Origin of the sequence: Thermomonas sp. S9, assembly GCF_024704365.1 — a bacterium.
In the GTDB taxonomy this organism is placed as follows: Bacteria; Pseudomonadota; Gammaproteobacteria; order Xanthomonadales; family Xanthomonadaceae; genus Thermomonas.
In genome coordinates this window covers 2,031,048-2,053,417 of record NZ_JAJDFY010000001.1, presented here as the reverse complement: position 1 = coordinate 2,053,417, position 22,370 = coordinate 2,031,048, and the positions used below count along the sequence as shown (strand labels likewise).

The 22,370-nt window shown below is 69.5% G+C and carries 20 protein-coding genes and 1 pseudogene; 11 read left to right on the top strand and 10 right to left on the bottom strand.

The annotated features are described in order from the left end of the window. Positions 1–30 precede the first annotated feature (30 nt). Positions 31–606 carry an OmpA family protein gene (locus LJB71_RS10200; RefSeq protein WP_259304106.1) on the top strand — a complete coding sequence of 192 codons (576 nt, stop codon included), beginning with the start codon at positions 31–33 and terminating at the stop codon, positions 604–606. A gap of 73 nt (positions 607–679) precedes the next feature. Beyond that, the gene (locus tag LJB71_RS10195) at positions 680–1,066 is read left to right on the top strand and encodes a DUF4280 domain-containing protein (protein WP_259304105.1); all 387 of its coding nucleotides are present in this window, start codon (positions 680–682) and stop codon (positions 1,064–1,066) included. A 206-nt stretch (positions 1,067–1,272) separates the two neighbouring features. Here LJB71_RS10195 and LJB71_RS10190 read toward each other — a convergent pair whose 3' ends face one another. The 4 genes from LJB71_RS10190 to tssI form a co-directional block, all read right to left on the bottom strand. Next, complete coding sequence (locus tag LJB71_RS10190) at positions 1,273–2,823, bottom strand: hypothetical protein (protein WP_259304104.1); 1,551 nt, start codon at positions 2,821–2,823, stop codon at positions 1,273–1,275. A gap of 3 nt (positions 2,824–2,826) precedes the next feature. Further along, the gene (locus LJB71_RS10185) at positions 2,827–3,183 is read right to left on the bottom strand and encodes a hypothetical protein (RefSeq protein WP_259304103.1); all 357 of its coding nucleotides are present in this window, start codon (positions 3,181–3,183) and stop codon (positions 2,827–2,829) included. Positions 3,184–3,194: 11 nt separating this feature from the next. Then, the gene (locus LJB71_RS10180) at positions 3,195–3,743 is read right to left on the bottom strand and encodes a DUF4123 domain-containing protein (RefSeq protein WP_259304102.1); all 549 of its coding nucleotides are present in this window, start codon (positions 3,741–3,743) and stop codon (positions 3,195–3,197) included. A gap of 155 nt (positions 3,744–3,898) precedes the next feature. Continuing rightward, on the bottom strand, positions 3,899–5,083 hold the full coding sequence (gene tssI, locus LJB71_RS10175; protein ID WP_259304101.1) for a type VI secretion system tip protein TssI/VgrG: 1,185 nt from the start codon (positions 5,081–5,083) through the stop codon (positions 3,899–3,901). Here tssI and LJB71_RS10170 point away from each other — a divergent pair. Continuing rightward, the gene (locus LJB71_RS10170; protein WP_259304837.1) at positions 5,013–5,861 is read left to right on the top strand and encodes a hypothetical protein; all 849 of its coding nucleotides are present in this window, start codon (positions 5,013–5,015) and stop codon (positions 5,859–5,861) included. The genes tssI and LJB71_RS10170 overlap by 71 nt on opposite strands. A 359-nt stretch (positions 5,862–6,220) precedes the next feature. On the opposite strand, the gene LJB71_RS10165 is transcribed toward LJB71_RS10170, so the two are convergent. The 6 genes and pseudogenes from LJB71_RS10165 to LJB71_RS10140 all read right to left on the bottom strand — a co-directional run bounded on the left by LJB71_RS10165 (position 6,221) and on the right by LJB71_RS10140 (position 14,549). Next, entirely contained in the window at positions 6,221–6,487 is a 267-nt protein-coding gene (locus LJB71_RS10165; RefSeq protein ID WP_259304790.1) for a hypothetical protein, read from the bottom strand. A 105-nt stretch (positions 6,488–6,592) separates the two neighbouring features. Beyond that, positions 6,593–8,799: pseudogene (tssH, locus tag LJB71_RS10160) on the bottom strand (type VI secretion system ATPase TssH); the annotation flags it as partial. A 71-nt stretch (positions 8,800–8,870) separates the two neighbouring features. Next, positions 8,871–9,944 (bottom strand): type VI secretion system baseplate subunit TssG, encoded by a 1,074-nt coding sequence (gene tssG, locus LJB71_RS10155; protein ID WP_259304100.1) that lies wholly within the window; start codon positions 9,942–9,944, stop codon positions 8,871–8,873. After that, positions 9,941–11,776 (bottom strand): type VI secretion system baseplate subunit TssF, encoded by a 1,836-nt coding sequence (gene tssF / locus LJB71_RS10150; RefSeq protein ID WP_259304099.1) that lies wholly within the window; start codon positions 11,774–11,776, stop codon positions 9,941–9,943. The genes tssG and tssF overlap by 4 nt, the downstream gene beginning before the upstream one ends. A gap of 119 nt (positions 11,777–11,895) precedes the next feature. After that, the gene (locus LJB71_RS10145; protein WP_259304098.1) at positions 11,896–13,755 is read right to left on the bottom strand and encodes an MltA domain-containing protein; all 1,860 of its coding nucleotides are present in this window, start codon (positions 13,753–13,755) and stop codon (positions 11,896–11,898) included. Between the two features lie 98 nt (positions 13,756–13,853). Next, complete coding sequence (locus LJB71_RS10140) at positions 13,854–14,549, bottom strand: response regulator transcription factor (RefSeq protein ID WP_259304097.1); 696 nt, start codon at positions 14,547–14,549, stop codon at positions 13,854–13,856. 239 nt (positions 14,550–14,788) lie between these two features. Here LJB71_RS10140 and LJB71_RS10135 point away from each other — a divergent pair, with 239 nt between their 5' ends. The 8 genes from LJB71_RS10135 to LJB71_RS10095 are packed head-to-tail and all read left to right on the top strand — an operon-like array spanning position 14,789 to position 22,370. Then, positions 14,789–15,880, top strand: a complete 1,092-nt coding sequence (locus LJB71_RS10135) for a TraB/GumN family protein (RefSeq protein WP_259304096.1) — start codon at positions 14,789–14,791, stop codon at positions 15,878–15,880. A 51-nt stretch (positions 15,881–15,931) separates the two neighbouring features. Then, positions 15,932–16,267 (top strand): type VI secretion system baseplate subunit TssK, encoded by a 336-nt coding sequence (gene tssK, locus LJB71_RS10130; protein ID WP_259304095.1) that lies wholly within the window; start codon positions 15,932–15,934, stop codon positions 16,265–16,267. A gap of 4 nt (positions 16,268–16,271) precedes the next feature. Beyond that, positions 16,272–17,363: a type VI secretion system baseplate subunit TssK gene (gene tssK / locus LJB71_RS10125; RefSeq protein WP_259304094.1), complete on the top strand. Its 1,092-nt coding sequence runs from the start codon at positions 16,272–16,274 to the stop codon at positions 17,361–17,363. Positions 17,364–17,366: 3 nt separating this feature from the next. Further along, a complete protein-coding gene (locus LJB71_RS10120) occupies positions 17,367–17,519 on the top strand; it encodes a hypothetical protein (protein ID WP_259304093.1) in 153 nt (50 codons plus the stop codon). Beyond that, positions 17,512–18,783, top strand: coding sequence for a DotU family type IV/VI secretion system protein (locus LJB71_RS14590; RefSeq protein WP_310649417.1), 1,272 nt, complete (start codon positions 17,512–17,514; stop codon positions 18,781–18,783). The genes LJB71_RS10120 and LJB71_RS14590 overlap by 8 nt, the downstream gene beginning before the upstream one ends. After that, positions 18,780–20,660 carry a type VI secretion system protein gene (locus LJB71_RS10105; RefSeq protein ID WP_259304092.1) on the top strand — a complete coding sequence of 627 codons (1,881 nt, stop codon included), beginning with the start codon at positions 18,780–18,782 and terminating at the stop codon, positions 20,658–20,660. The genes LJB71_RS14590 and LJB71_RS10105 overlap by 4 nt, the downstream gene beginning before the upstream one ends. Continuing rightward, positions 20,599–21,162 carry an ImcF-related family protein gene (locus tag LJB71_RS10100; protein ID WP_259304091.1) on the top strand — a complete coding sequence of 188 codons (564 nt, stop codon included), beginning with the start codon at positions 20,599–20,601 and terminating at the stop codon, positions 21,160–21,162. The genes LJB71_RS10105 and LJB71_RS10100 overlap by 62 nt, the downstream gene beginning before the upstream one ends. Further along, entirely contained in the window at positions 21,159–22,370 is a 1,212-nt protein-coding gene (locus tag LJB71_RS10095; protein WP_259304090.1) for a hypothetical protein, read from the top strand. Before LJB71_RS10100 ends, LJB71_RS10095 begins: the two co-directional genes overlap by 4 nt.

The following is a 22,370-nucleotide window of genomic DNA, read 5'->3' as shown; positions in this document are numbered from 1 at the left end:
TTGCCACCTGATTGCCACGAGGAAAAGACGATGAACATGAAGATGATCCTGCGCAGCGCGCTGGCGGTTGCCCTCATCGCCGGTGGCGGAGCCTTCGCGCAGGATGCGCCGCCGCAGCAGGGCAATCCTTCGGTGAATTCGATCATCGACAGCCTGAAAGCCGACAACGCCGAGCAGGCGCCGGGCCAGACCCGCGCGCTGCGCCCGGGTGCCGCCGCGATGGCCACCGCCGCGCCCGCGCCGACGGTCACCAAGCCGGCCAAGCCGGCGTCGATCAACATGCAGATCAACTTCGACTTCAATTCCGACCGGATCTCCGGCAGCTCCGAGCAGACCATGGCCAATCTGGCGGCGGCGTTGACCTCGCCGCAGCTGCAGAACCGCAATTTCACCGTGATCGGGCATACCGACGGGAAAGGTTCGGCCGCCTACAACAAGGCGCTGTCCGACCGCCGTGCCGAAGCCGTGCGCCGCTACCTGATCGACAAGGGCGTGTCGGCCTCGCGCCTGCGCGCGGTGGGCAAGGGCAAGAGCGAGCTGCTGAACCCGGCCGATCCTTACGCCGCGGAAAACCGTCGGGTGGAAATCCTGGCCACCGGCGGCTGAGCCGGGCGCGCGCCGCGGCCGCCCATCACACGGTAGCCGCGGCATCGGCATCGCGAAAACGGGAGCTAAGGCCATGCCGATCCAGGTGGTCAACGGCGCCAGCCTGATGTGCCCCTTCGGGGTGGCGCCGTCCACCTTGGTGGTGACGCCGGAAAACAGGGTGCTGTCCGGTTCGCAGCCGGCCGCAACCATCATGGATTGCGTGCCGATGAAGAACATCATGCCGTTCGGCATGTGCACCACACCCAGCAACCCGCAGGTCGCGGCGGCCACGGCCGCCGCCATGGGCGTATTGACGCCGCAGCCCTGCATCCCGGCCACCACGCCTTGGAAGCCGGGTGCGACCACCGTGCTGATCGGCGGCATCCCCGCGCTGGACAATACCTGCACCTGCCAATGCGCCTGGGGCGGGGTGATCACGGTAGTGATGCCGGGGCAGATGACGGAGATGATTCCGTAGCCGGCGTGCCAGCGGGCATCGCCAACTTGCGCGAGTGGATCGTGATGAAACAGCCCTGCATCGGAGGCGGGCGCTGCCGGCTGCAGGCGAGTACGGCGTGTGCGTGTAAGTGAGATGCCGTTTGCGCGGGCTGGCCGGCACGGATCAGTGCCAGCGCGCGGCGATGTGCGCGCGTACAGCGCTTGCGGCATATCGCCTTGCAGCGGCTATAGATTCCCGAGCGAGGCGGCGGCGTTGCCCAGTGCCTGCGCGGCGCCCGCCATGGCCGACTGCGCGCCCGCCACCGCGCTGCCGGCGGCTTCCGCGACGGCGGAGGAGGCCTGGGTGATGGCTCCCTGCGCATCCGCGATGGCGCCCTGCGCCGCATCGCCGGCCATGCTGGCGGCCTGCTGCGCGGCCTGCTGGGCGCTGTCGAGGGCACCCTGGGCCGCGCCGGACAGCGCCTGCTGCGCCTGTTGCGCGGCCTGATTGGCCTGCGTCAGCACCTGCTGCGCGGCCGCGCTGGCCTGCTGCTGTGCCTGTTCCGCGGCCTGCTGTGCGGTATCCAGCGCCTGCTGGGCGGCGTCGCCGGCCTGCTGCTGCAGGCCATCCACTGCCGCCATGGCCTGGTCGATGCCGCCTTCCACCGCCTGCTGCGCCTGATCGCGTGCCGCGCCTACGGTCTGGCGGGCCTGCGCGATCGCATTGCCGGCCTGGTCACGCACCGCCTGCTGGGCCTGCTGCACCGCGCCCTTGGCGGTGTCCAGCGCCTGCCGGGCAGCGTCGTTGGCCATGGCCTGCGCCTGGTCCAGCGCGTCCATCGCGGCATCCATCGCGGCCAGGGCCTGGTCGGCCAGGCCGTTGGCGCGATCGAGCAGGTCGCCGGCCTGGTCCAGCAGCGGACCGGCCACGCCCTGCACGGCGTTGGCGGCATTGCCAAGCGCATTGCGGGCCTGGGCCGCGCGGCGCGCGAGTTCGTCCTGCAGTGCGCGCACGTAGGGACATTCGGAGGCCGGGAACTCGGTCGGCAGGTCGGGAAAGGCCTCGGGCAGGGCGTCCAGTGCGCCCTGTACCGGGCCGAGCGCATCGCGCGCGCGGTCGAGGGTGGCGGCGCGCGCCTGCTGCAGGGCGTCGGTGGTCGCATTGCGCAGCCGTGATTGGGCCTGGTCGATGGCGTTATTGGCGGCATCCAGCGCGCGCCCAATGCCGTCTTCGACCAGGGCCATGGCGTTGTCCACCATCCCCATGGCGCGTTCGATCGCGTCCTGCGCGGCCTGCTCTGCGGTGTTCATGGCTTGATCCAGCGCCTGGTTGGCGGCCTCCAGTGCGCCTTGCACCATGGTTCTGGCCTGCTGCTGGGCGGTATCCACCGCGGCCTGGGCCTGGTCCAGCGCCTGCTGGGCGGCGGCGCCGGCCTGGGTGCGGGCTTGGGTCAATGCGGCATTGGCCTGCCCCAGCGCGTTCTGCGCCATGTCGTTGGCGGCATTGCGGGCGCCGTCCAGCGCCTGGTGGGCCTGCGCCAGTGCCCCCTGGGCGGCGGCCCCGGCCTGGGTCATGGCCTGTCCAGCAGCGTGCTGGGCCTGCGCGACCGCATTGTTGGCCGCGCCGGCCGCCGCCGTGGTGGCATTGGAAACGGCGGTCTGGGCCTCGGCGATCGCGCCCTGTGCGGCGGTGGCGGCCTGCTGCGCCGCCATGGCGGCGGCCTGCTGCGCCTGCTGCACCGCCTGGCCGGCGGTCGCGCCGATCCCGGACATGCCTTCGGTGAGGGATTCGAACATGGCTCAGCCTCCCTGCCGCCGGCGGAAGTCGCCATAGGCGGCGGCGGTCCACATTTCGATCAGCAGGGCGCGGTCGAGCTGCGGACTGCTGCGATCGGCCAGGATGCCGATGATCGAAGGATCGCTGGCGACGCGCTCGTTGCCGAACAGCGAGCAGGCCAGGGCATAGGCCGCCACCGCGCGCTGGCTGCGCAGGCCGGCCTTGCGGCAGTGCGCGATCACGGCGTCGAGCTCGGCGTCCAGCTCGTCCAGCGGCAGCGGGGCCTTGCCGCCGAGGTGGCGGTTGAGGAAATCGGCCAGGTTGCTGCGCAGCTGGGTTTCGCCCACCGTCGCCATCTGCTTGCGGTCGAGCTGGAGCATGGCCGCGTGCCTCAGGCCGCCGCCGCCAGCGGCAGCACCCGCGGGGCTGCCTCGCCGTCGCGCGCGAAGTACAGCACGCCCTGGCCGTCGCGGCTTTCGACGTAGCAGCCGCGGATCGGGCCGAAGAACGCCTTGCGCTGCTCCGCGTCGAAGCTGGGAACCACGCTGCGGAAGGCGCGCGGATCGTAGAAGCGGAACAGCATGGAGTCGCCGCCCGGGGTGACCACGCGCAGGATCCGGCGCAGGTGCGCGCGCAGCGCATGCGCCTGGGTGCCGGGGTCGGCCACCAGCACGATGCCCCAGTGCGCGTTCCAGCCGTCGCGCAGGGCCAGCTGCGCGCCGCCGCTGTCGGGGGCGAGCGGGAGCAGGTAGGGTGCGGCCGCCGCCAGCATCGGGTCGAGATCGCCCGAGAACAGGCACATCGCATCCGGCGCGTGCCGCTGCAGCAGCGGTGGCAGGTCGTCGACGATGGCGCCGTCGAGCACCGCGAAGACCGGGCATTGGCTTGCCTGGCTGAATACCATCCGTTGCAGCTGTTCGTACTGTCCCTGGCCGATCACGTAAAGAGTCCTGACTGATGCAACGCCCCGGGGCGTCCCCGCCGACCCATCGGCCACCCCCCGCGGCACGATGGAGTTTCCATCCATCCGTTCAGTACGCAGAAGCTGGAGCAAGGCGGACATGTGGAATCCTGTCGAGACGAGCGATGCTGCATTCAGCCGCCGCGCAGGGCGGCCAGTGCGCGCCGCGCCGCTTCGCATTCGGCGCAGAAGGGTTGGCCCTGGCGCGCAGCGCTGCGCAGCGCCTTGGCCTGCAGTTGCTGGGTGGGGTCGTTGACCTTGCCGGCGCTGGACTTGGCGGCCTCGTCCGGCGCCTTCGGCTTGTCCGCCTTCTCGGCTTTCTTGGCTTTCTGTGCCGATAGCGGGCTGCCGCCAGAGTTGATCATCACCATGCTGCCGGTGATGAAAATGCCGGCAGGGCCGAGCACGATCGAGCTGCCGCCGGCCTTCAGGCTGAGGATGGCGCCCGCTTCGGCGGCCAGATTGACGCCGGCTTTGAGATCGATGTTGACGCCTGCGGTCAGGGCGGCATTGACGCCCGCATTCACCTCGAAGTTGGTGCCGGTGGTCACCGCCATGTCGGTGCCGACGCTCGTGTGCTGGGCGGTGCCGACGGTGAGGTAGTCGTCCTGGGCGATGGTCTGGGCGCGGTGGCTGCCGATCGACAGCGTCTGGTTCTTGCCGATCGAAAGGTCTGCGTTTTCGCCGATGCTTTCCAGACGGTTCTTGCCCACGCTCAGGGAGGAATGGGCGGCGACCGCCTCCGTGCGGTTGTTGCCGGTGCGCAGTTGCAGATCCTTCTGCGCGTGCAGGAAGATTTCCTCGCTGCCTTTCTTGTCCTCGAAGCGCAGCTCGTTGAAACCGCCACCGCCCTTCGAGGACAGGGTCTTGATGGTCGAGCGCGTGGCTTCGTCCGGCAGGCTCAGCGGGGGCACCGCCTTGCCGTTGTAGACGCAGCCCACCACCAGCGGGCGGTCGGGATCGCCTTCGAGGAAATCGACCACCACTTCCATTCCCACCCGCGGCACGAACATGGTGCCGTAGCCGTTGCCGGCCCAGAGCTGCGCCACCCGGATCCAGCACGAGGCCTTGTCGTCCTGGGTATTGGTGCTGCGCCCGGGCACCTTGCGGTCCCAGTGGAAACGCACCTTGATGCGGCCGTGGGCATCGGTATAGACCTCGTTGCCGGATGGGCCGACCACGATCGCCGTCTGCGGGCCGCGCACCAGCGCGCGTGGGGGTGGTCTGCGGCGCGCGGTACACGCCGGTATGCGGCTGCAGGGTGAACTGGTTCTCGTAGTGCGCCTCGCCGCCCTCGCGCAGCAGATTGTTGCGGCCATGGTGGTGCACCGACAGCACCAGGAACTCGCGGTTGAATTCGTCCTGCGGATGATCCTCGAGCGTGAACACGTGCCCGGGCGTGAGGGCGCGCACGCTGCTGCGCCCGCGGTAGCGCAGGTGGCTGGATTCCTCGGCCTCCATCACGATGTCGGCCAGGTGGCTGCCCGCGGGGGTGCCGCCCTGGGCATCGAAGCCGCCGGGATAGCGGTAGCGCTCCAGGTCGATGTCGGTGCCGAGCCGGAGCACGCTCGGGGTTTCCTCGCTCAGCACGCCGACTTTCAGGTAGTCCCAGTCGGCCAGGGTGGCCTTGCGGGTGCGCATCTGGCGGTCGCAGGCGATGTCCAGGACGGCATCGATCTCGTTGGCCTGGGCGTCGCTGCGGAACGCGACCCGCTCCGGCTGCAGCGGACGGTTGCCGTGCTTGTTGTCGGTCAGTACCAGCAGGTGCCGGCTCTCGTCGTGGTCGTCGTGGCGGAAGTAGTAATGGATGCCTTCCCGCTCCAGCAGGCGCGAGATGAAGGCGAAGCTGGTCTCGTTGTACTGCGTGCAGTAATCCAGCTGCGGGTACTGGCCATCCAGTTCCAGCCGGTAGTCGCTGTAGTGGAACTCGGCGAAAATGGTCTCGACGATGTCGGGCACCGACTTGCCCTGGAAGATGCGGCAGTCCTCGTGCTGGGTGAGGAACCAGAACCACGGCACCAAATCGCATTCGTAGCCGTACAGATCCTGGCGGCCGCTGTCGGAGGCCTGCACGATGCCGGTGTGGGAAAAGCGTGAGACGTAGCCATTCCAGTGGCGTTCGTCGTCCGCGGTTTCGATCCGCAGCACGCCACCCTTGCCGACAATTTTCTCCGGATCGATCTCCGGGTCGTAGGACAGCAGCGACAGCCGGAACCGGAACAGGGCCGACACCGATTCGTCACCCTGCATCTCCTCGACCAGCAGCGCATCCTCCCCGTATCCGGGCAGGCTGAGGAAGAACATGCGGTTGGCGGTGGAGAGTCCGGACATGGTCGAAACCGGCGGGTTGCGTTGCCTATCCTCGGAGGTGGCCGCGCGTTGCGACATTCCCCCGAAGCGCTATTCCGCGCTGCCGGGCATCCGTCCCGGCTAGCGCGAAGGGCCTATCCACGAGCTCAGGACACCGCATAAGTGAAACGGCCATCGGTGCCGGCGCCCAGCCGGATCGCGCTGATCGTGCCGCCCTCGGCCATCCGTTCCAGCACGTGCCCGGAGACTTCCGGCAGCACGGTACCGGTGAGGATGTTGTCGATGTTGCGCGCGCCGGAGTCGACCTCGGTGCAGCGCGCCGTGATCGCGTCCACCACCGCATCGTCGTACTCGAAAGTGGCGCCGTGGTTGGCGCGGATGCGGCGGCCGATCTTGTCCAGCTTCAGGCGCACGATCTTGCGCAGGTTCTCGTCGCGCAGCGGGTAGTAGGGGACGACCGCGGTGCGGCCGAGGAAGGCCGGCTTGAACACCCGGTTGAGCTCGGGTTTCAGCAGCTCGTTGAGCGATTCCACGCTCGGCAATTCCCCGTCGCCGCGGCAGGCCTGCATCACCAGGTCGGTACCGGCATTCGAGGTGAGGATGATGAGGGTGTTGCGGAAGTCGATCTCGCGGCCCTCGCCGTCCTCCATGCGGCCCTTGTCGAATACCTGGAAGAACAGTTCCAGCACATCCGGGTGCGCCTTCTCGATCTCGTCCAGCAGCACCACCGAGTACGGGCGCCGGCGCACCGCCTCGGTCAGCACGCCGCCCTCGCCGTAGCCGACGTAGCCGGGGGGCTGCCCTTGAGGCTGGAGACCGTGTGTGCCTCCTGGTACTCGCTCATGTTGATCGTGATCATGCTGCGCTCGCCGCCGTACAGGGCGTCGGCCAGTGCGATCGCGGTCTCGGTCTTGCCCACGCCGGAGGTGCCGACCAGCAAGAACACGCCCTTGGGCTTGTCGGGGTCTTCCAGGTTGGCGCGCGAGGTGCGCACGCGCTGGGCGATCGCCTCCAGCGCGTGGCTCTGGCCGATCACCCGTTCCTCCAGCGTCTCTTTCAGGCGCAGCACGGTCTGGATTTCATCGGCCACCATGCGCCCGACCGGGATCCCGGTCCAGCCGGCGATGATCTGCGCCACCGCGGCGGCATCCACCACCGGCAGCACCATCGGCTCGAAGCCCTGCACGGCCCTGAGCTCGGCGCGCAGGGCGTCGAGCTCGGCACGCACTTCGGCGCGCGCGGGATCGTCGGCGGCAAGCGCCTCGATGCGGTCGAGCGCGGCGGTGTAGCGCGCCACCAGTTCCTGCTCACGCGCGAATCGCGCCTCGTCCGCCGCCAGCGCGGTGGAAGTGGCCCCGATCTCGGCGGCGATCTCCGACAGGCGCTTGCCGTGGTCGGCGCCGCCGGCCTGCTCCTGTTCCAGCTGGGCCTGCTCGGTGCGCAGCACCTCCAGCCGCTTGCGCGCGTCCTCGATCCGCGCCGGGGTCGCGTTCTGGCCGATCGCGACCTTGGCGCAGGCGGTGTCGAGCACGCTCACCGCCTTGTCCGGCAGCTGGCGGCCGGGGATGAAGCGCGAGCTGAGCTTGACCGCCTCCACGATCGCCTCGTCGAGGATGCGCACCTTGTGGTGCGCCGCCATCGCGCGCCCGACCCCGCGCAGCATCGCCACCGCCCTGGCATCGTCCGGCTCGTCCACCTTCACCACCTGGAAGCGGCGGGTCAGCGCCGGGTCCTTCTCGAAGTACTTCTTGTATTCGCTCCAGGTGGTGGCCGCGATCGTGCGCATCTCGCCGCGCGCCAGCGCCGGCTTGAGCAGATTGGCGGCATCGTTCTGGCCAGCAGTGCCGCCGGCGCCGATCAGGGTGTGCGCCTCGTCGATGAACATGATGATCGGCACCGGGCTGGACTTGACCTCCTCGATCACGCCCTTGAGCCGGTTCTCGAACTCGCCCTTGACGCTGGCACCGGCCTGCAGCAGGCCGAGGTCGAGCGAGAGCAGCTCCACGCCCTTCAGCTGCGGCGGCACGTCGTCGGCGGCGATCCGCAGCGCCAGGCCTTCCACCACCGCGGTCTTGCCGACGCCGGCCTCGCCGGTGAGGATCGGGTTGTTCTGGCGGCGGCGGGTGAGCACGTCCACCATCAGCCGGATCTCGGCATCGCGGCCCAGCACCGGGTCCAGCTTGCCCTCGCGCGCGCGTTGGGTGAGGTTGATGCAGTACTGGTCGAGGTTTGGCGTTTTGCTGGGGCGCCCGCCGCCCGGCGCCTGCCCGGGAAGACCACCTTCACCACTGGCGGATGCCACGGCATCGCCCAGCGCGCGCGCCTCGCGCGCCTCGCTGGACCCATCGGTCAGGGCGTGCAGGTTCTTCTGCAGGGTTTCCAGGGTGATTTTCTCCAGCGACCGCGCGCTGGCGGCGACCAGCCGGCGCAGCTCGGAATCCGCCAGCAGGGCGATCAGCACGTGCCCGCTGCGGATGCGCGCTTCGCCGTATTCGATCGAAGCCCAGCCCCAGGCGGTCTCGAACAGTCGCGGGATCAGCGCGGACAGCGCCGGGGTGCGCTGGTTGCCGGTCTTGAAGCCGTCCAGCGCCTTGCCCAGCTCGCGCTCCAGCGCTTCCGGCGCGATCTCGAACTGGCGCAGGATGCGGCGCAGGTCGGAGTTCTCCACCTCCAGCAGCTTGAGCAGCAGATGCTCGATCTCGACTTCGTACTGCCCGCGCGACATGCACAGGCCGGCCGCGCCCTCCATCGCGCCGCGCACGGTGGGGTTCAATCGCGCGATCAGCGCGCGCAGGTTCAATGCCATGACTGGCCTCCCATAGCGGAAAAGTGGAATTCGGTATCGGTGGTGGGGGTACGGCTGCGGCGCCCGCGCAGCCAGGTGTTCCAGCCCAGCTGCGGGCGGTCATCGCCACGCGCACCCAGGTGCAGCGGCGGCACCTGGTCGGGATGCAGCAACAGCCGCACGCGCAGGTCCAGCGCCAGCCCGGTCAGGAAGCGGCACAGTTCGATCACGTCGGCCAGGCGCGGTCCGCGCGGCAGCAGAGCATTGAAGCGTGCGCGCGATAGGGGGCCGATGCTGAGACGCAGGGTGGTCTGGCGGTCCCAGTAGCGCGCGCCCAGCACGCCGCCGGCGCCCAGCGCGTGGTTGGCCTGGCCGAGCCGGGTGCGCGCCTCCGGCGCGATGTGCTGCCAGGTGCCCACGCAACCGCTGGCTTGCACCGGTGCCTCCACGACCGCGGAGACGACCTGCGCGATCGCATGTTCGCCGTGCGGGCGCTGTGCGATCAGCCCGGAGAAGTACAGCATCGCCGCGCCCGGCAGCGGCCGCCCCTGTCGGGCGGTGCGCGGGGAAGGATGCAGCCGTGCCTGCAGGGCCGGCGTACCGAGGCCGACGATGTGCTCCAGGTAGCGCAGCACCGCGTTGTGGAACCCGAACTGGCGCCCGATTTCGGGGCGGTGCTTGGCCCAGGCCAGCCAGAACAGCGCCACCAGACGGTGGTTGAACAGATCCAGGAAATCCTGCGCGGCGCGGTCGCGGTTGAGGCGGCGCGCGATCAGAAGTTCGGTGTAATGCCGCGGCAGTACGCCGGAGGGGCCGGTGAGGCCGAGGAAGTTCACGCACACCTGCTGGTGGCCGTCGGCGTCGACGATCGCGGCCAGCTCGGAGGGCGGGAACGCCAGCGAGGCCGGCGTGGTGAAGCGCAGCGGACCGGGACGCGCGCCGCTGCCGCGGCCATCGAAGCCATGCGCGCCGTACAGCAGGCGTACCGCCTGGAAGAAGCCGAAGCGGCCGGGCTGCGCATGCAGGCGCTCCAGCGCCGGCTGCATCGGGTCTGGATCGATGGCGGTGGCGCGTGCTTCGCTCATACCAGCGGCAGGCTCCCGCTGCGTGGCGGGAAGCGCACCAGCCAATCCTCGCGCTGCTCGCTGCGCACGCTCAGCCGGGTATAGGAATTGGCGGTGCAGTACAGGCCGAAGAAGCGGTCCAGCACGCAGGCCATCAGGTACACGCCGGAGCCGACGTACTGGTTTTCGTCGAACGTCAGCGTGATCTCGGTGCCGCGCACGAAGGCCTGGCGCGGGGCGCGCCCGATCCGGGTCACCGACGGCTCGCCGCGCACGTCGGTGATGCCGGCGATCTGCTTGCGCAGGGTGCCGCTGTCCGCGAAGTTGTAGAGGTTGAGGATCTCCAGCAGCGCTTCGCGCCCGCCTTCCACGATCGACAGGTGGTTGAGCGCCAGGTGCGAGATCAGGCGCCACTGGTTGGCCTGGCGCATCGGCGCGCGCCAGGTGGCGCTGGGCTTCTTCAGCAGGCGCGCGCTGGCGATCACGCCGCCCTGTTCCGGCTGCAGCAGGCTGTCCTCGCCGCCGAACGGCAATTGCGAGGGCAGGTCGCGGTTGGTGCAGGTCAGTCCGATGGACAGCGTGTCCACCCCGGGCGCGCGCGGGTTCATGTCGCGGTCCACCAGGCTCAGCATCACGTCCGAGCCATCGTCGTTGGGCAGCAGCGACGGACGCCGCTGCAGGTACCAGAAATGGCCGCTGCCGTCGTCGTGCAAGCCGTGGCGCACCGAATAGGCGGGATGGAACTCCACCGAGTCGCTGCCGCCGGGCGTGCGGCTGAACTTGCGTACCCAGTCCACCGAATACACCTCCATCCCCAGCGGGCGGCGCACGTCCGGGATCACCGGGTACTCGTGGCGTTCCTGCGATACCCGGATCGGCTCGCCCTGTTGCCGGAACAGGTTCACCACCGGGGTGCAGAACAGGCGGAAGGTATCGGCATCGACCGTTTGCTCGAGCCGCTGCAGGCGCTCCGGGCGACCGAACGGGCGGAACTCGATGGCCACTTCCGCGGTGCGCTCGAAGCGCGAGAGGTCCAGGTCGGTGAGATCCACGAACAGGAACTTCTCCGGAAGCACGAAGTATTCCTGCAGCAGCCGGTAGCCGAGGAACGAGCGCGGGTCATAGTCCAGCAGCGCGTCCTCGTCCTCGAACCCGACCGGGCGCAGGGCATCGGCCGGCAGCCGCAGCGGGGCCACCGGCGGCGCGCCCTCGGGCGCGCGCAGGGTGATGCCGGCCACCGAATTCAGCAGCAGCTCGTGCAGCGCATGCACCAGCGGGCTTTCGCCATCCAGGTACAGGCGCAGGCGCTCGATCGGGAGTTTCGACAGCGGGGTCTGCCCGCTGGCCTCGATCCGCAGGCGCAAGGTGGCGACGGTGTCGCTGCGGGTCACCGCGAACGCGGAGCGCTCGGTGGCTTCCAGCCGCGCGGCGGCGATCCGGATCGGCCAGACCTGCACCGGATAGGCGGTGCGGTAGCGCACCGGCAGGCCCTGCACCGGGCGGGTCAGCAGCTCGCTGTGGCGCGGCAGCTCCTGCATGCCGGCGATATCGGCGCCGGGCGCCAGCTGCAGCTGGGCGATCGACATCGACGGCACCGGGCGCAGGAAGTGCGGATACAGCACCGACAGCATCGCCTCGGTGATCTGCGGGAACTCGTCGTCCAGCTTCTTGTGGATGCGCGCGGTGAGGAACGAGAACGACTCGATCATCCGCTCCACGTGCGGGTCTTCGCAGACCTCGCCTTCCATCTGCAGGCGGCCGGCGATCTTGGGGTAGCGCGCGGCGAATTCCTTCGACAGCCGCCGCAGGTAGGTCAGTTCGTTCTCGTAGTACGGCAGCAGCTCGTCGAGCATGGCGCATCCGCGGCAGATGCCGGATCGCGCACCGCGCGCGCCGGACCAGGGCACAGGCTAGGCAGCCCCCGTGGCTGCGCCCATTCGCCGGATGGCCTATGCCCTCCGGCGGCGCACCGTCATTCCTCCACGCACAGCTCGTCGTCGGGCACCGCGCAGTCGCGCAGGGCGGCATGCCCGCGGGTCTTGATGCCGCTGGCGGCGGCGCTGCCGGCGACCGCCTTCGGCAGCAGCAACCACATCCGCACCGGCTGGTTGGTGGCCAGCGCCATCTTCCCGGCCTTGTCGCCGAAGCCCCAGAAGAAGTCGCCGCGCACGCTGCCGCGGATCGCGCCGCCAGTGTCCTGTGCGAACACCAGCCGCCGCATCGGTGCGTCACTGCCGGGCTGGGTGCCTTCGATGAACACCGGGGCGCCGAGCGGGGTGGCGCGCGGATCGACCGCGATCGAACGTCCGGCGCTGAGCGGCACGCCGAGCGCTCCGATCGGGCCTTCCGGACCATCGGGGATGCGGCGGAAGAACACGTAGCTGGGATCCGGAATGCCGGTCGCGGGGACGCTGGTGCCGCTGCCCACGGCCTGCCCGGCCGGCTTGCCCGCGCTGCCGGCATACTCGGAAAAATCCAGCCGCGCGCTGCCGGAGCCGCCGCCCGCGCTTGCAGGCATGGGTGCGCCGGCAGGCTGTTTTGGCCGTGCATCGGCGGTTGCGCCCGTGTCTGCCTCGATTGGGGCGACATAGGTCTCGTTCGCCACCGGGGCATGCAGCAGCAACTGGATCATCGTCTCGACGTCGGCCGAATTGACCCGCGGCACGCCCGCCACGCCGGCCGCCGGCCTGGGCTTTGCGGCGGCATGCTTGGGGCGCGGCGCGGATGGTCTGCCGGAAGTCGTGGCGGCCGCCGTCACGGGCGGCGCGGTGCGGCCTCCCTGCAGCGCGGCCACGATGCGCGCCACTTCCGCGTCCACCGCGGCGTTGCTTCCGGGCTGCTTCATGCCGCGGGTGCCGCCCGGGACCTCGACTTCCAGCGGCGCGTCCAGCCCGCGCGCCTTGATCGCCAGCAGCATCGCATCGGTATCGCCGCGGGTGGCGTTGGGCATGAACGGCTGCCCGTTCTGCTCGGCGTAGGCCAGGCGGATCAATCCGCCGTCCTTCAGCTGGATCTTGCCCGAGCCCTGAATCTGCATCGAATACAGCTTGTAAGGGTCGGCCACCCAGGCCAGCACCGGCGCATCGATGCCGTTGGCGTCGATCTGCTGGCGGGTGTAGTAGGGCTTCACCGCGCCGCCTTCGATGCGTACCCGATAGCGCTTGTCGCGCGGGTTCGGGACCGCCCCGGCCAGTTCGATCCGGTATTCGCGCGCGCCGGGATCGCCCGCCTCGGCGCCCGCCAGCACGCCATCGGCGGCCTTGAGCAAGCGCGTGGACTGACCGGCCACGGTGCGCGCATCCACCATGTACATGTCGGAGGGAATGCCATACACCGGGTAGCGGTAGGCGCCTTCGCGGCGCAGCGAGCCGGCGATCAACGGCTCGAAATAGCCGGTCAGCTTGCCGGTGGCGCTGCGGGTGGAGGTGAGCATCTGGTAGGCGTAGAACTCTTCCTGCAGAAACTGGCGCAGTGCGGCGTCGTCCCTCGGCAGGCGCGCCAGCCGGGTGCACAGGGGCGCCCAGGCGCTGCGCTTCTGCATGGCCTTGCAGTTGGTGTTGAAGTTGGCCTGCAGCTGGCTCAGGTTCTCTTCGTCCCAGCCCGGAATTTCCTCCAGCAGCACCGGTACGTAGGCGGCGTTGCGGGTGGCGAAGGCGGGCCCGAGCGCGGGATTGGTGGCAGCTTCCGGCGCTGGCTGGGTGCTTTGCGCGGAGGCCAGGGTGGCCAGGGCGATGCCGCCGGCCAGCAGCAGGCGGCACAGGTGTTCGCGGCGGGTGCGGGGGAGCGGGATGGCGCTGGACCGGTCATGGGGAACCTCCGCGGCGGGTGCCACGTGATTGCGCACAGGCTGCGCCGGCGTCTGCGGAGCGGCAATACGGCGGATGCACTATGGCGGCCGGCGCGCGAGCCCAGGCTGGCGCCGGCGGGTGTTCAGAGCCCCTGCAGCCGGCGTGAGGCCACCACCGCTTCCACCCGGTTGCGCACGTTCAGCGCGCGGAAGATCGCCGCCAGGTGGATCTTGACCGTGCCCTCGCTGATGCCGAGGTCACGCGCGATCAGCTTGTTTGGCTTGCCCTGCGACAGCAGCCGCATCACGTCGATCTGGCGTTCGGTCAGCAGCCGGCGCAGGCCGTCCAGCGAAGGCGTGCCGGCTGCCGCGGGGGCAGCGGTATCGCTGGTCGCCGCCTGCAGGCGCAGATCGCCTGGCTGCCAGCCCTGCGCCTGCGCGCTGGCCAGCAGCAGCGGTGGCACGTAGATGCCGCCGGCCAGCACCAGCCGGATCGCCGAGAGCATCACGTCCGGGGAGTAGGCCTTGGGGATGAAGCCCTGCACGCCGAGTTCCATCAGCGTGCGCATCACGCCGAGGTCCTCGCTGCCGGACAGCACGACGATCGGCAGCATTTCCGCTTCCGCGCGCAACCGCGCAATGTGCTCGTATCCGCGGGTGCCGGGCATGCCGATGTCGAGCAGGGCCAGATCCAGGCTGTCGCGGTGTTCCGCCAGCGCATTCTGCAGTTCGTCCAGCGACATCGCCACGACCACGTCTACATGCGGATCGAGCTCTGCCAGCTTGAGCTTGACACCTTCGATGATCAGGCGATGGTCGTCCGCCAGCAGTACTTTCACATGGCCACCTGCGTGCAAGCGCCGCGCACTGCGGCGGCGTGGCGTTCCCCGCGAATGGCCGGCGGCCATCCGTCCTCGTTCCATGCATTCCACGATAGAAGCCGCTGCGAGCGGACAGCAATCCATCGGCCTCGTCCCTACGGCATAGCTCCTACGCCATATGGCCGCGCGTCGGGTCGCAGCCAAGAATGCCGCCACGCATGCCACTCCGGCAGCGCCCGCCCGATGCTTCCATGACGATGACCGCAGCCCTTCGCATGCGCGCCGCCACGTACGTTCTCGCCGGCGTGGCATTCGCCTGCGGCCCGGCATCGGCGCAGGATGCAGCGCAGGACGCGGTGCAGCAGGCGGCGCGGGAAACGGTACAGCAGGCGCCACGGCCGCCGGTGCCCGCGCCGGCGCAGGTGCAAGCGGACGCAGTGCCGGAGGTGCAGGCGCCGCCGTCGTCGCCATCAACCTTGCTTCCGGCGGCGCGCGAGCGCGGCGTGCTGTTCAAGGTGACGCCGCCGCAGGCCATGCCCCTGCCGGCCGACCCGGCGACGGGGGCCCCGCTTGCGCCACCGCCTGCGCCCAGCTACCTGCTGGGCACCATCCATTTCGGCACGCCGCAGGAGCAGGGCATCGATTACGCCGCGCTCGCACCGCTGCTGGAGGGCGCCGAGGCCTTCGCCAACGAGGTGGACGTGGATTCGCCGTGGCGGCCGGAATACGACGGCTACCGCTGGCTGCCGGCAGGAACGCCGCTGGAGGCGATGGTCGGCAAGGATGCGCTGGTGCTGGCGCAGGCGCTGCTGCCGGCGGTGCCGCGCCAGGACCTGCAGCGGATGAAGCCGTGGGCGGTGCTGGCGTTGCTGGAGGCGCGCGGCGAGAACGCCGGCGAGGCCAGCATGGACGCCCGCCTGCAGCGCATGGCGGCCGCCGCCGGCAAGCGCATGCTGCATCTGGAGACGCTGGAGCAGCAGCTGCAGGCGCTCGACTGCGTGCCCGCGGAGGAACATGCGCAGGTACTGGTGGAGCGCCTGCGCAAGTCGTGGGTGTTGCGGATCGAATCGGCCGAGGCGATGGCGTTCTATCGCAGCCGCAATCTGGATGCCTGGCTGGCCAGCATCGACCGCATGGAGGGGCTGGACGATGCCGCGCGCGCCGTGGAGCAGCGCGCGCGCCTGTGTCTGCTGGAGGAGCGCAATGCGCGCTGGATCGGGCCGCTGGAGACCCTGTTCCAGGACGGCGGCGGGTTCGTGGCGGTGGGTGCGGTGCATCTGGTCGGGCCGGACGGTCTGATCGCGCGCCTGCGGCGGGATGGGTACACGGTCGAGGCGATGCCGCTATAGGCGCCGCTTCGCGTTGGTGGGAAAGGATGGGATCACGAGGGAGCAGGACGGATGGCATTCGGGATGCGCGGCGACCGGCAGGTCCATTGGGGGCAGGGGGCGTTCTTGAGCCCGCAGCATTTGCAGGCGCAGGACGCCTGGGGCCAGGCGTGCCGGCATGCGCTGCACCTGCGGATGACGCCGTTCCCGTGGGGGTTCGAGGCGCTGCGCATCCGCGAGGACGCGCTCGCCAGCGGGGTGGTGGATGTCGAGCAGTGCGTGCTGGTGACGCGTCAGGGGGAACGCCTGCACGGCGGCAGCGCCGATGGCGGCGCGGGGAACATGCGCGTGCCCCAGCGCAACATTGCCGAACTGCGCACGACCAGCAACGATCCGATCCCGCTGTGAGCTGGTGTTCGACCCCGAGCGCACCCTGCAGGGGCTGGGGCGGACCGAGTCCGGGCGGATGCAGGCACGGCACGCGCTGGTCAGCGAGAGCCTGGCCGACCCGTTCGATCCGCAGGCGCCGGAGGCTGACGTCGATTTCCTGCTGTACCAGGGCAACATCGTCACCGGCCAGGACGAGAACGCCGAGGCGATCGTGCGCGGCGCCGATGGCTACAAGTTCGCCGAGCTGCTGCCGGCCGGGCCGGGCAAGTTCAAGCTCTCCGCCGATTACATCCCGCCGGTCACCGCGATGACGGCCTCGCACAATCTGGCGCGCTGGACCCGCGCGCTGCGCGATCTCTTGATCTCGCGCGGCCAGGATTTCGCCGCGATCAAGCGCCAGCGCGGCATCCGCGCGGCCTCCACCAGTGCGCAGGAAGTGATGCGGGTGGCGATGATGCAGACCTTCGCCCGCTACATCCCGCTGTTCCAGGAGCATGCGCGGCTGGGGACGGTCGGTGCCTATGCGATGTACCAGGACCTGCGCCGGCTGGTGGCGGAGTTCTCGGTCTTTTCCGAGGACATCGGCTACTTCGGCGAATTGGCCGGCAATCCGCGCGACAGCGAGCTGCCCGCCTACGACCACGAGGACCTGCGGCGCTGCTTCCGGCTCGGATTCGATCGCGCCGAAGCGCTGATCAAGGCGCTCACGGTCGGGGCCGAGGTCGGCATCACCCTGGCCCACGACGGCCGTTTCTATCGCGCCGACCTGCCGGCCAATCTGTTCGACAGCGACAAGACGCGCTTCTACCTCGCATTCGAATCCGAACTGAAGGGCGCCGACCTGTTCGCCCGGCTCTCGCGCACCGGCAAGATCGCCTCGCTGGACGAGATGCCGCGCCTGCTGTCGGCGGCGCTGTTCGGGCTGAAGATCGACCTGCTGCCGGTGCCGCCCGAGGAGCTTCCACAAAGAAGCCCCAACACCACCTACTTCCTGGTCGATACCACCCATCCGTTCTGGCAGATGATCAAGAATGCCCGCAACATCGCGGTGTTCTCCGACCTGCCGCCGGATTCCACCGTCGTCAAGCTGTACCCGGTTGCGGGACAGGAGTGATCCATGGCCCGCCTGCTACACCATTTCTCGCCGGTGTTCGCGTTTGGACTGGCGCTGGATGAAAAGGTCGCCGCCGGCCAGGCCAGCGATGCCGCCACGACCGTCATCGCGCGCGCGCGAGCTGATCGAGCGTGCGCGTGCCGCGGCATTGGCTGACGGAAAACGTCCCGAGCAGGTGGACGATGCGGCGTTCGCGGTGGTGGCCTGGATCGACGAGGTCATGGCCCGCAACCCGGTCTGGCTGACCAGCGGGGTGCCGCCGCTGCAGGTGGCGATGTACACCACCAACAATGCCGGCAACGAGTTTTTCACGCATCTGTCCGCACTCAAGCAGGAGCAGGACGAGGTGCGCGAGGTGTATTACCACGCCCTGCTATGCGGGTTCGTCGGGCAGTACTACTACGAGACCGGGGACACCGGCGAGCTGGGCAAGCTGAAAGAGCTGCATGCCCGCCAGCTCCCGGTGGCGCCGGCGCCGGTGCATACCCTGCGCGAGGAAAAGATCACCCCGCAGCCCTACGGCGTGCCCGATCCGCCGGGGCCGAAGCTGCCGCGGCAATGGGACCGCGCGCTGCTGGGCATCGGGGCGTTGGTGGCGCTGCTGATTCCGCTGGGCTATCTGCTGTGGATCCTGCTGGCCGCGCCCAAGCCGCTGCTGTCGGTGCCGGTGCAGCAGGTGGTGACGAAGTTCAATGCCGATTGCGCCGAGCTGGCCGCCGACGTGGATGAAGACCGCGGGGCGGTGAAGGTACGCGGTTACGCCAAGAGCAGCGAGGACATGGCGGCGATCCGCCAGCAGCTGGCGGCGATCGAGGGGGTGAAGTCGGTGGATGCCCAGCTGCAGCTGCGCATCTGGCCGCATTGCGAGGTGGTGCAGCTGCTGGCGCCGTACAAGGCGCGCAATGACGACAGCGGGCAGCACCTCGCCATCACCCCCAGTGTCGGCCATTCCGATCGATTCCTGGAAGGCGAGAACGTGATCGTGAAGCTGCAGCAGCCCAACTACGACGGTTATCTGTACGTCGATTACTACACCGTCAATGGTGATGTGGCGCATATCTACCCGAATGCCGGTGAGCCCAATAGCGGGCGGCTGCTGCATGCGCTGGAGCAGTTCGAGGTCGGTGCCACGCCGAACAGGACCTGGACGATCTGCCCGCCGTTCGGGCAGGAGCTGATCACCGTGATCGCCTCGCCGCGACCGCTGTATCCGGAAGCCTTGCCAGAAATCCAGACTGCGCAGGAATACCTGCCGAAGTTGCGCCGGATGCTGGAGGAGAACCGTAACAACCCGCAGCTGCTGGCCGCCCATCTGTTCATGCAGACCGAGCCGGAAACCGACCCGGCGCGCAAGCAGCAGGCACTGGCCGCCTGCGCCGCTCCGGATGCCGGCACGCCGCCGCAGGAGCCCGCCCGATGAGCCCGCTGAGCTTCGTGGAAAACCTGTTCTCGTCGATCGCCAGCGTGTTCTCGCGGATCGGTTCCCTGTATTCGCGTGGCGCGGATGCCGCGCGCACGCCGTGGCTGCGCTGGATCGTGGTGACGCTTTTGTTGGCCTTGGTGCTGGCCGGGCTGGTGTTCCTGGCGCTGGCGATCCTGCCTCAGCTGCCGATGCGGTTCTGGCAGGTGCTGGGGCTATGCGTGGTGGCGGCGGTGGTGCTGTGGTGGTTCATGGCCGGCCAGCGCAAGGCATCGCTGAAGGGGCGCACCCGCAAACGCATCGGCGATCTCGGGCCGGGCAATCCGGAGGAAGAGCGCGAGCCGGTGGCGAAGATGACCGCCGCCATCGACGAGGCCAAGCGCACCATCGCGCGATCGCCGGAGATTGCGCAGGGTCGCAATCCGCTGTACCGCATCCCGTGGGTGCTGTTCGTGGGCGATGCCATGGCCGATGTGGCCGGGCTGCTGCGCGCCGGCAGTGAGGTATCGCCGTTTCCTGCGCCCGACAAGGCCGGGATGGAGGCTGATGCGGTCTGGCGCTGGTGGTTCTTCAAGTCGATGATCGCGATCGAAATGCATCCGCGGGTGGTGTGCGATGCCGGCGCGCGCCTGGATCGCGGGCTCTGGTATCAGGCCCTGATGAAGCTGGCCGACGAGCGCGAGAAGCTGCCGCTGAACGGGATCGTGGTGGCGGTGGCGGCGCAGACCCTGCTCGGCCCGGCGGAGGCATTGAAAGACACTGCCACCCGCCTGCGCCGGCTGGTGGACGAGGCGATGGAGCATCTGCAGGTGCAGATGCCGGTGTATTTCGTGGTCAGCGGCCTGGACCGGCTGCCGGGCTATGCCCAGCTGCGCGCCAGCCTGCCACAAGAGGCATTCGCGCAGGCGCTGGGGCACCGGTTCGCGGAGAACGAGGTCGTCAGCGCGGCCAGCAGCGGGCGCATCGATGAAGTAATGCAGCCGATCGAGGATCGCCTGCACGCGCTGCGCATGACCTTGCTGCGCGCCCAGCACACGCCGGCGCAGCGGCACGCGGTATTCGAGTTCATCGAATCCCTGCGCCAGGCGCGCAGCGGGCTGGCGCAGTTCGTGGGGCTGATGCTGGAGGACAACCCGTTCCAGCGCACGCCGCGCTGGCGTGGCCTGTACTTCGCCGGCGCCGCGGACGCGGCAAACCGTGGTGGCGCGTTCGTGGCCGACCTGTTCACCCGGTTCCTGCCCAGTGACCAGCCGCTGGCCGGCAGCAGCTTTCGCGGAAATGCCGGCCGGCTGGCGATCGCCGGGGCCGGGGTGCTGGCGATGCTGGGCCTGTCCGCCTCGTTCGCCTACGGATTGAAGGTCGCGCACCGTGACGACGCCGCCTTGCTGGCACAGACCCGCAGCGCCTGCGCCGACGTGGCCGACCGCACCTCCACCGGGCGTATCGAATGGGTGGCCAGCTGCGGGCGCACCATCGAGGAGCTGGAAGCCGCTCAGGGCGAGACCTGGCTGAGCTTCGGCGTGCGCCGCGCCGATGCCGACATCGACCGCCTCAAGCAGCGGGTGGTGGAGGATTTCGCCAACCTGATCCTGGCCCCCGAAGACCAGATGCTGGCAACCGACATCGACCAGCGCCGGGCCGGGATCGAGCATCTGCTGGCGCTGAGCCAGCGCCTGCGCCTGCTGGAGGAATGCGCCGGAAGCGGCAGCGACTGCCGCGCGCGCGAGCTTCCCAACAACGTCAGTTTCGATGCGCGCTCGCGGCTGTTCGCGCCGTTCGTCAGCGCCAACAACGACACCCGGCGCGACCGCGACAATGCCGACGCCCTGTTCGCCACCTACCTCGGCTACCTGCGGTGGCAAAAAAAACGTCCGTGAGGCCGAGCGGGCCCGCCTGGAAGGCCTGCTGAACAAGCTGCTGGCCAGCTATACCCCGCGCGCCGCCGACCTGCGGCAATGGGCCGACGCGCGCGGCAACGGCATCGATCTGGCGACCTTCTGGCTGCCGCAGGGCGCGGTGGTGGGGACCGACGGTGCGCCGATGGCCGGCATTTCCCGCGCCTATACCCGCGACGCCTGGGACGGCGTGGTGCAGCCGATGCTGGCCACCCTGCGCCGGCAGGTGCCGGACCGCGCGTCCCGCATCGACGATCTGCGCGATGCCTACTTCCACGACTATTTCTCGCAGTGGGCGCGCTTCCAGGCGCGCTTCGGCGGCGGCCTGGGGCTGTGGCGCGGCCGCTATGGCGACCTGCTGGCCCGCGCGGGGGCAAGGAGGACCCGTACGCGCTTTTTTTCGCATCCATCCAGCGCAACCTGTACGAGCTGCCGTTCGACTGGCCGCTCGCTGCGCGTTGGGCCGCGACCTGGGCGCAGATGAAGGCCGGCTGGCTTTCTTCCTGGCGGCCGTTCGGCCGCTTCGTGGCCGATGGGTTTCGTTTCGGTGGCGAGCGCATCCCGCCGCCGGTGTGGCTGCTGGCGATGCGTGAGACCCAGTTCGACGTGCTGGCACGCCAGCAGCCGGACTATGCGCGCGCCTACCTGCGGCTGCAGGCGGAGGGATCCGGCGAGGATGTGTACCAGCTCGCCTCCGATCTGTTCGCCGGCAAGGGCAAGGCCGAGAAGCCGCCGGCCAGCGATTACACCCACCTGCTGGAGGCGGTGGACAAGCCGCCCGAGCGCTATGCCACCGCGTTCAAGGGCGATGACCTGGCCGCCTGGTCGGTGGTGCAGGGACCGTCGCGCCTGCTGCTGTTCCTCACCGTGCATCGCGCCGGGCAGTACGTGCAGGCGCGCTGGCGCGAGAGCGTGGTGACGCCGCTGGCGTCGTTGCCGCCGGAGCAGCAGGTGGACGCACTGTATGGCCCGCAGGGCAAGCTGGCGGCCTTCGTCAACGACTGGCTCAAGCCTTTCATCAGCGAAAAGGAGCGGCTGCCGCTGAAAGTCGCCGGCGTGGCGATGCCGTTGTCGCCGGCCTACCAGGGGATGGTGGCGGCGGAGCGCCGGTTCCAGCCAGTACTGGGCAACGTCGCCCCGTTTCTGGCCGGCAGCTTCACCTTGCTGCAGCCCAGCCAGCTGGGGGCATTGAACGAAGGCGAATCCGGCACCGTGTTCGAGGTGGAATGCCGCGAACGCGTGTACCGCGCCAGTTCCGCCGGCCCGTCGCTGGCGGATGCCACTGCGCAGGTGTTCTGGTCACCCTCCAGCTGTCTGCAGGCGCGTATCCGCATCCCGGTCGCCGTGCCCGAGAATGAGGTCCAGGCAACCCAGGAATTCGATCCCGCCACCAGCCAGATGCATCCGGCGCCCGCCAGCCCGGAGGAGGTCGCGCTGGTGCGCACTTACGCCGGCGCAGACGGATTCGTCGCGCTCATCAAGGATTTCGCGGGCGGGTCGCATGCCTATGCGCTGGAGGATTTCCAGTCCAGCTACAGCCCCGCGCAGTGGGCACCGCTGCGCCAGCGCCTGGCCCAGCTGGGCTTCCGTGGCGCGCGGGTGTTCCTGAAGGTGGAGCTGTCCGACGAAATGCAGCGCTACCTCGGCGCCAGCAGCGCGCGCGCGGAAGTGCCCGCCGTGATCCTCGATTGA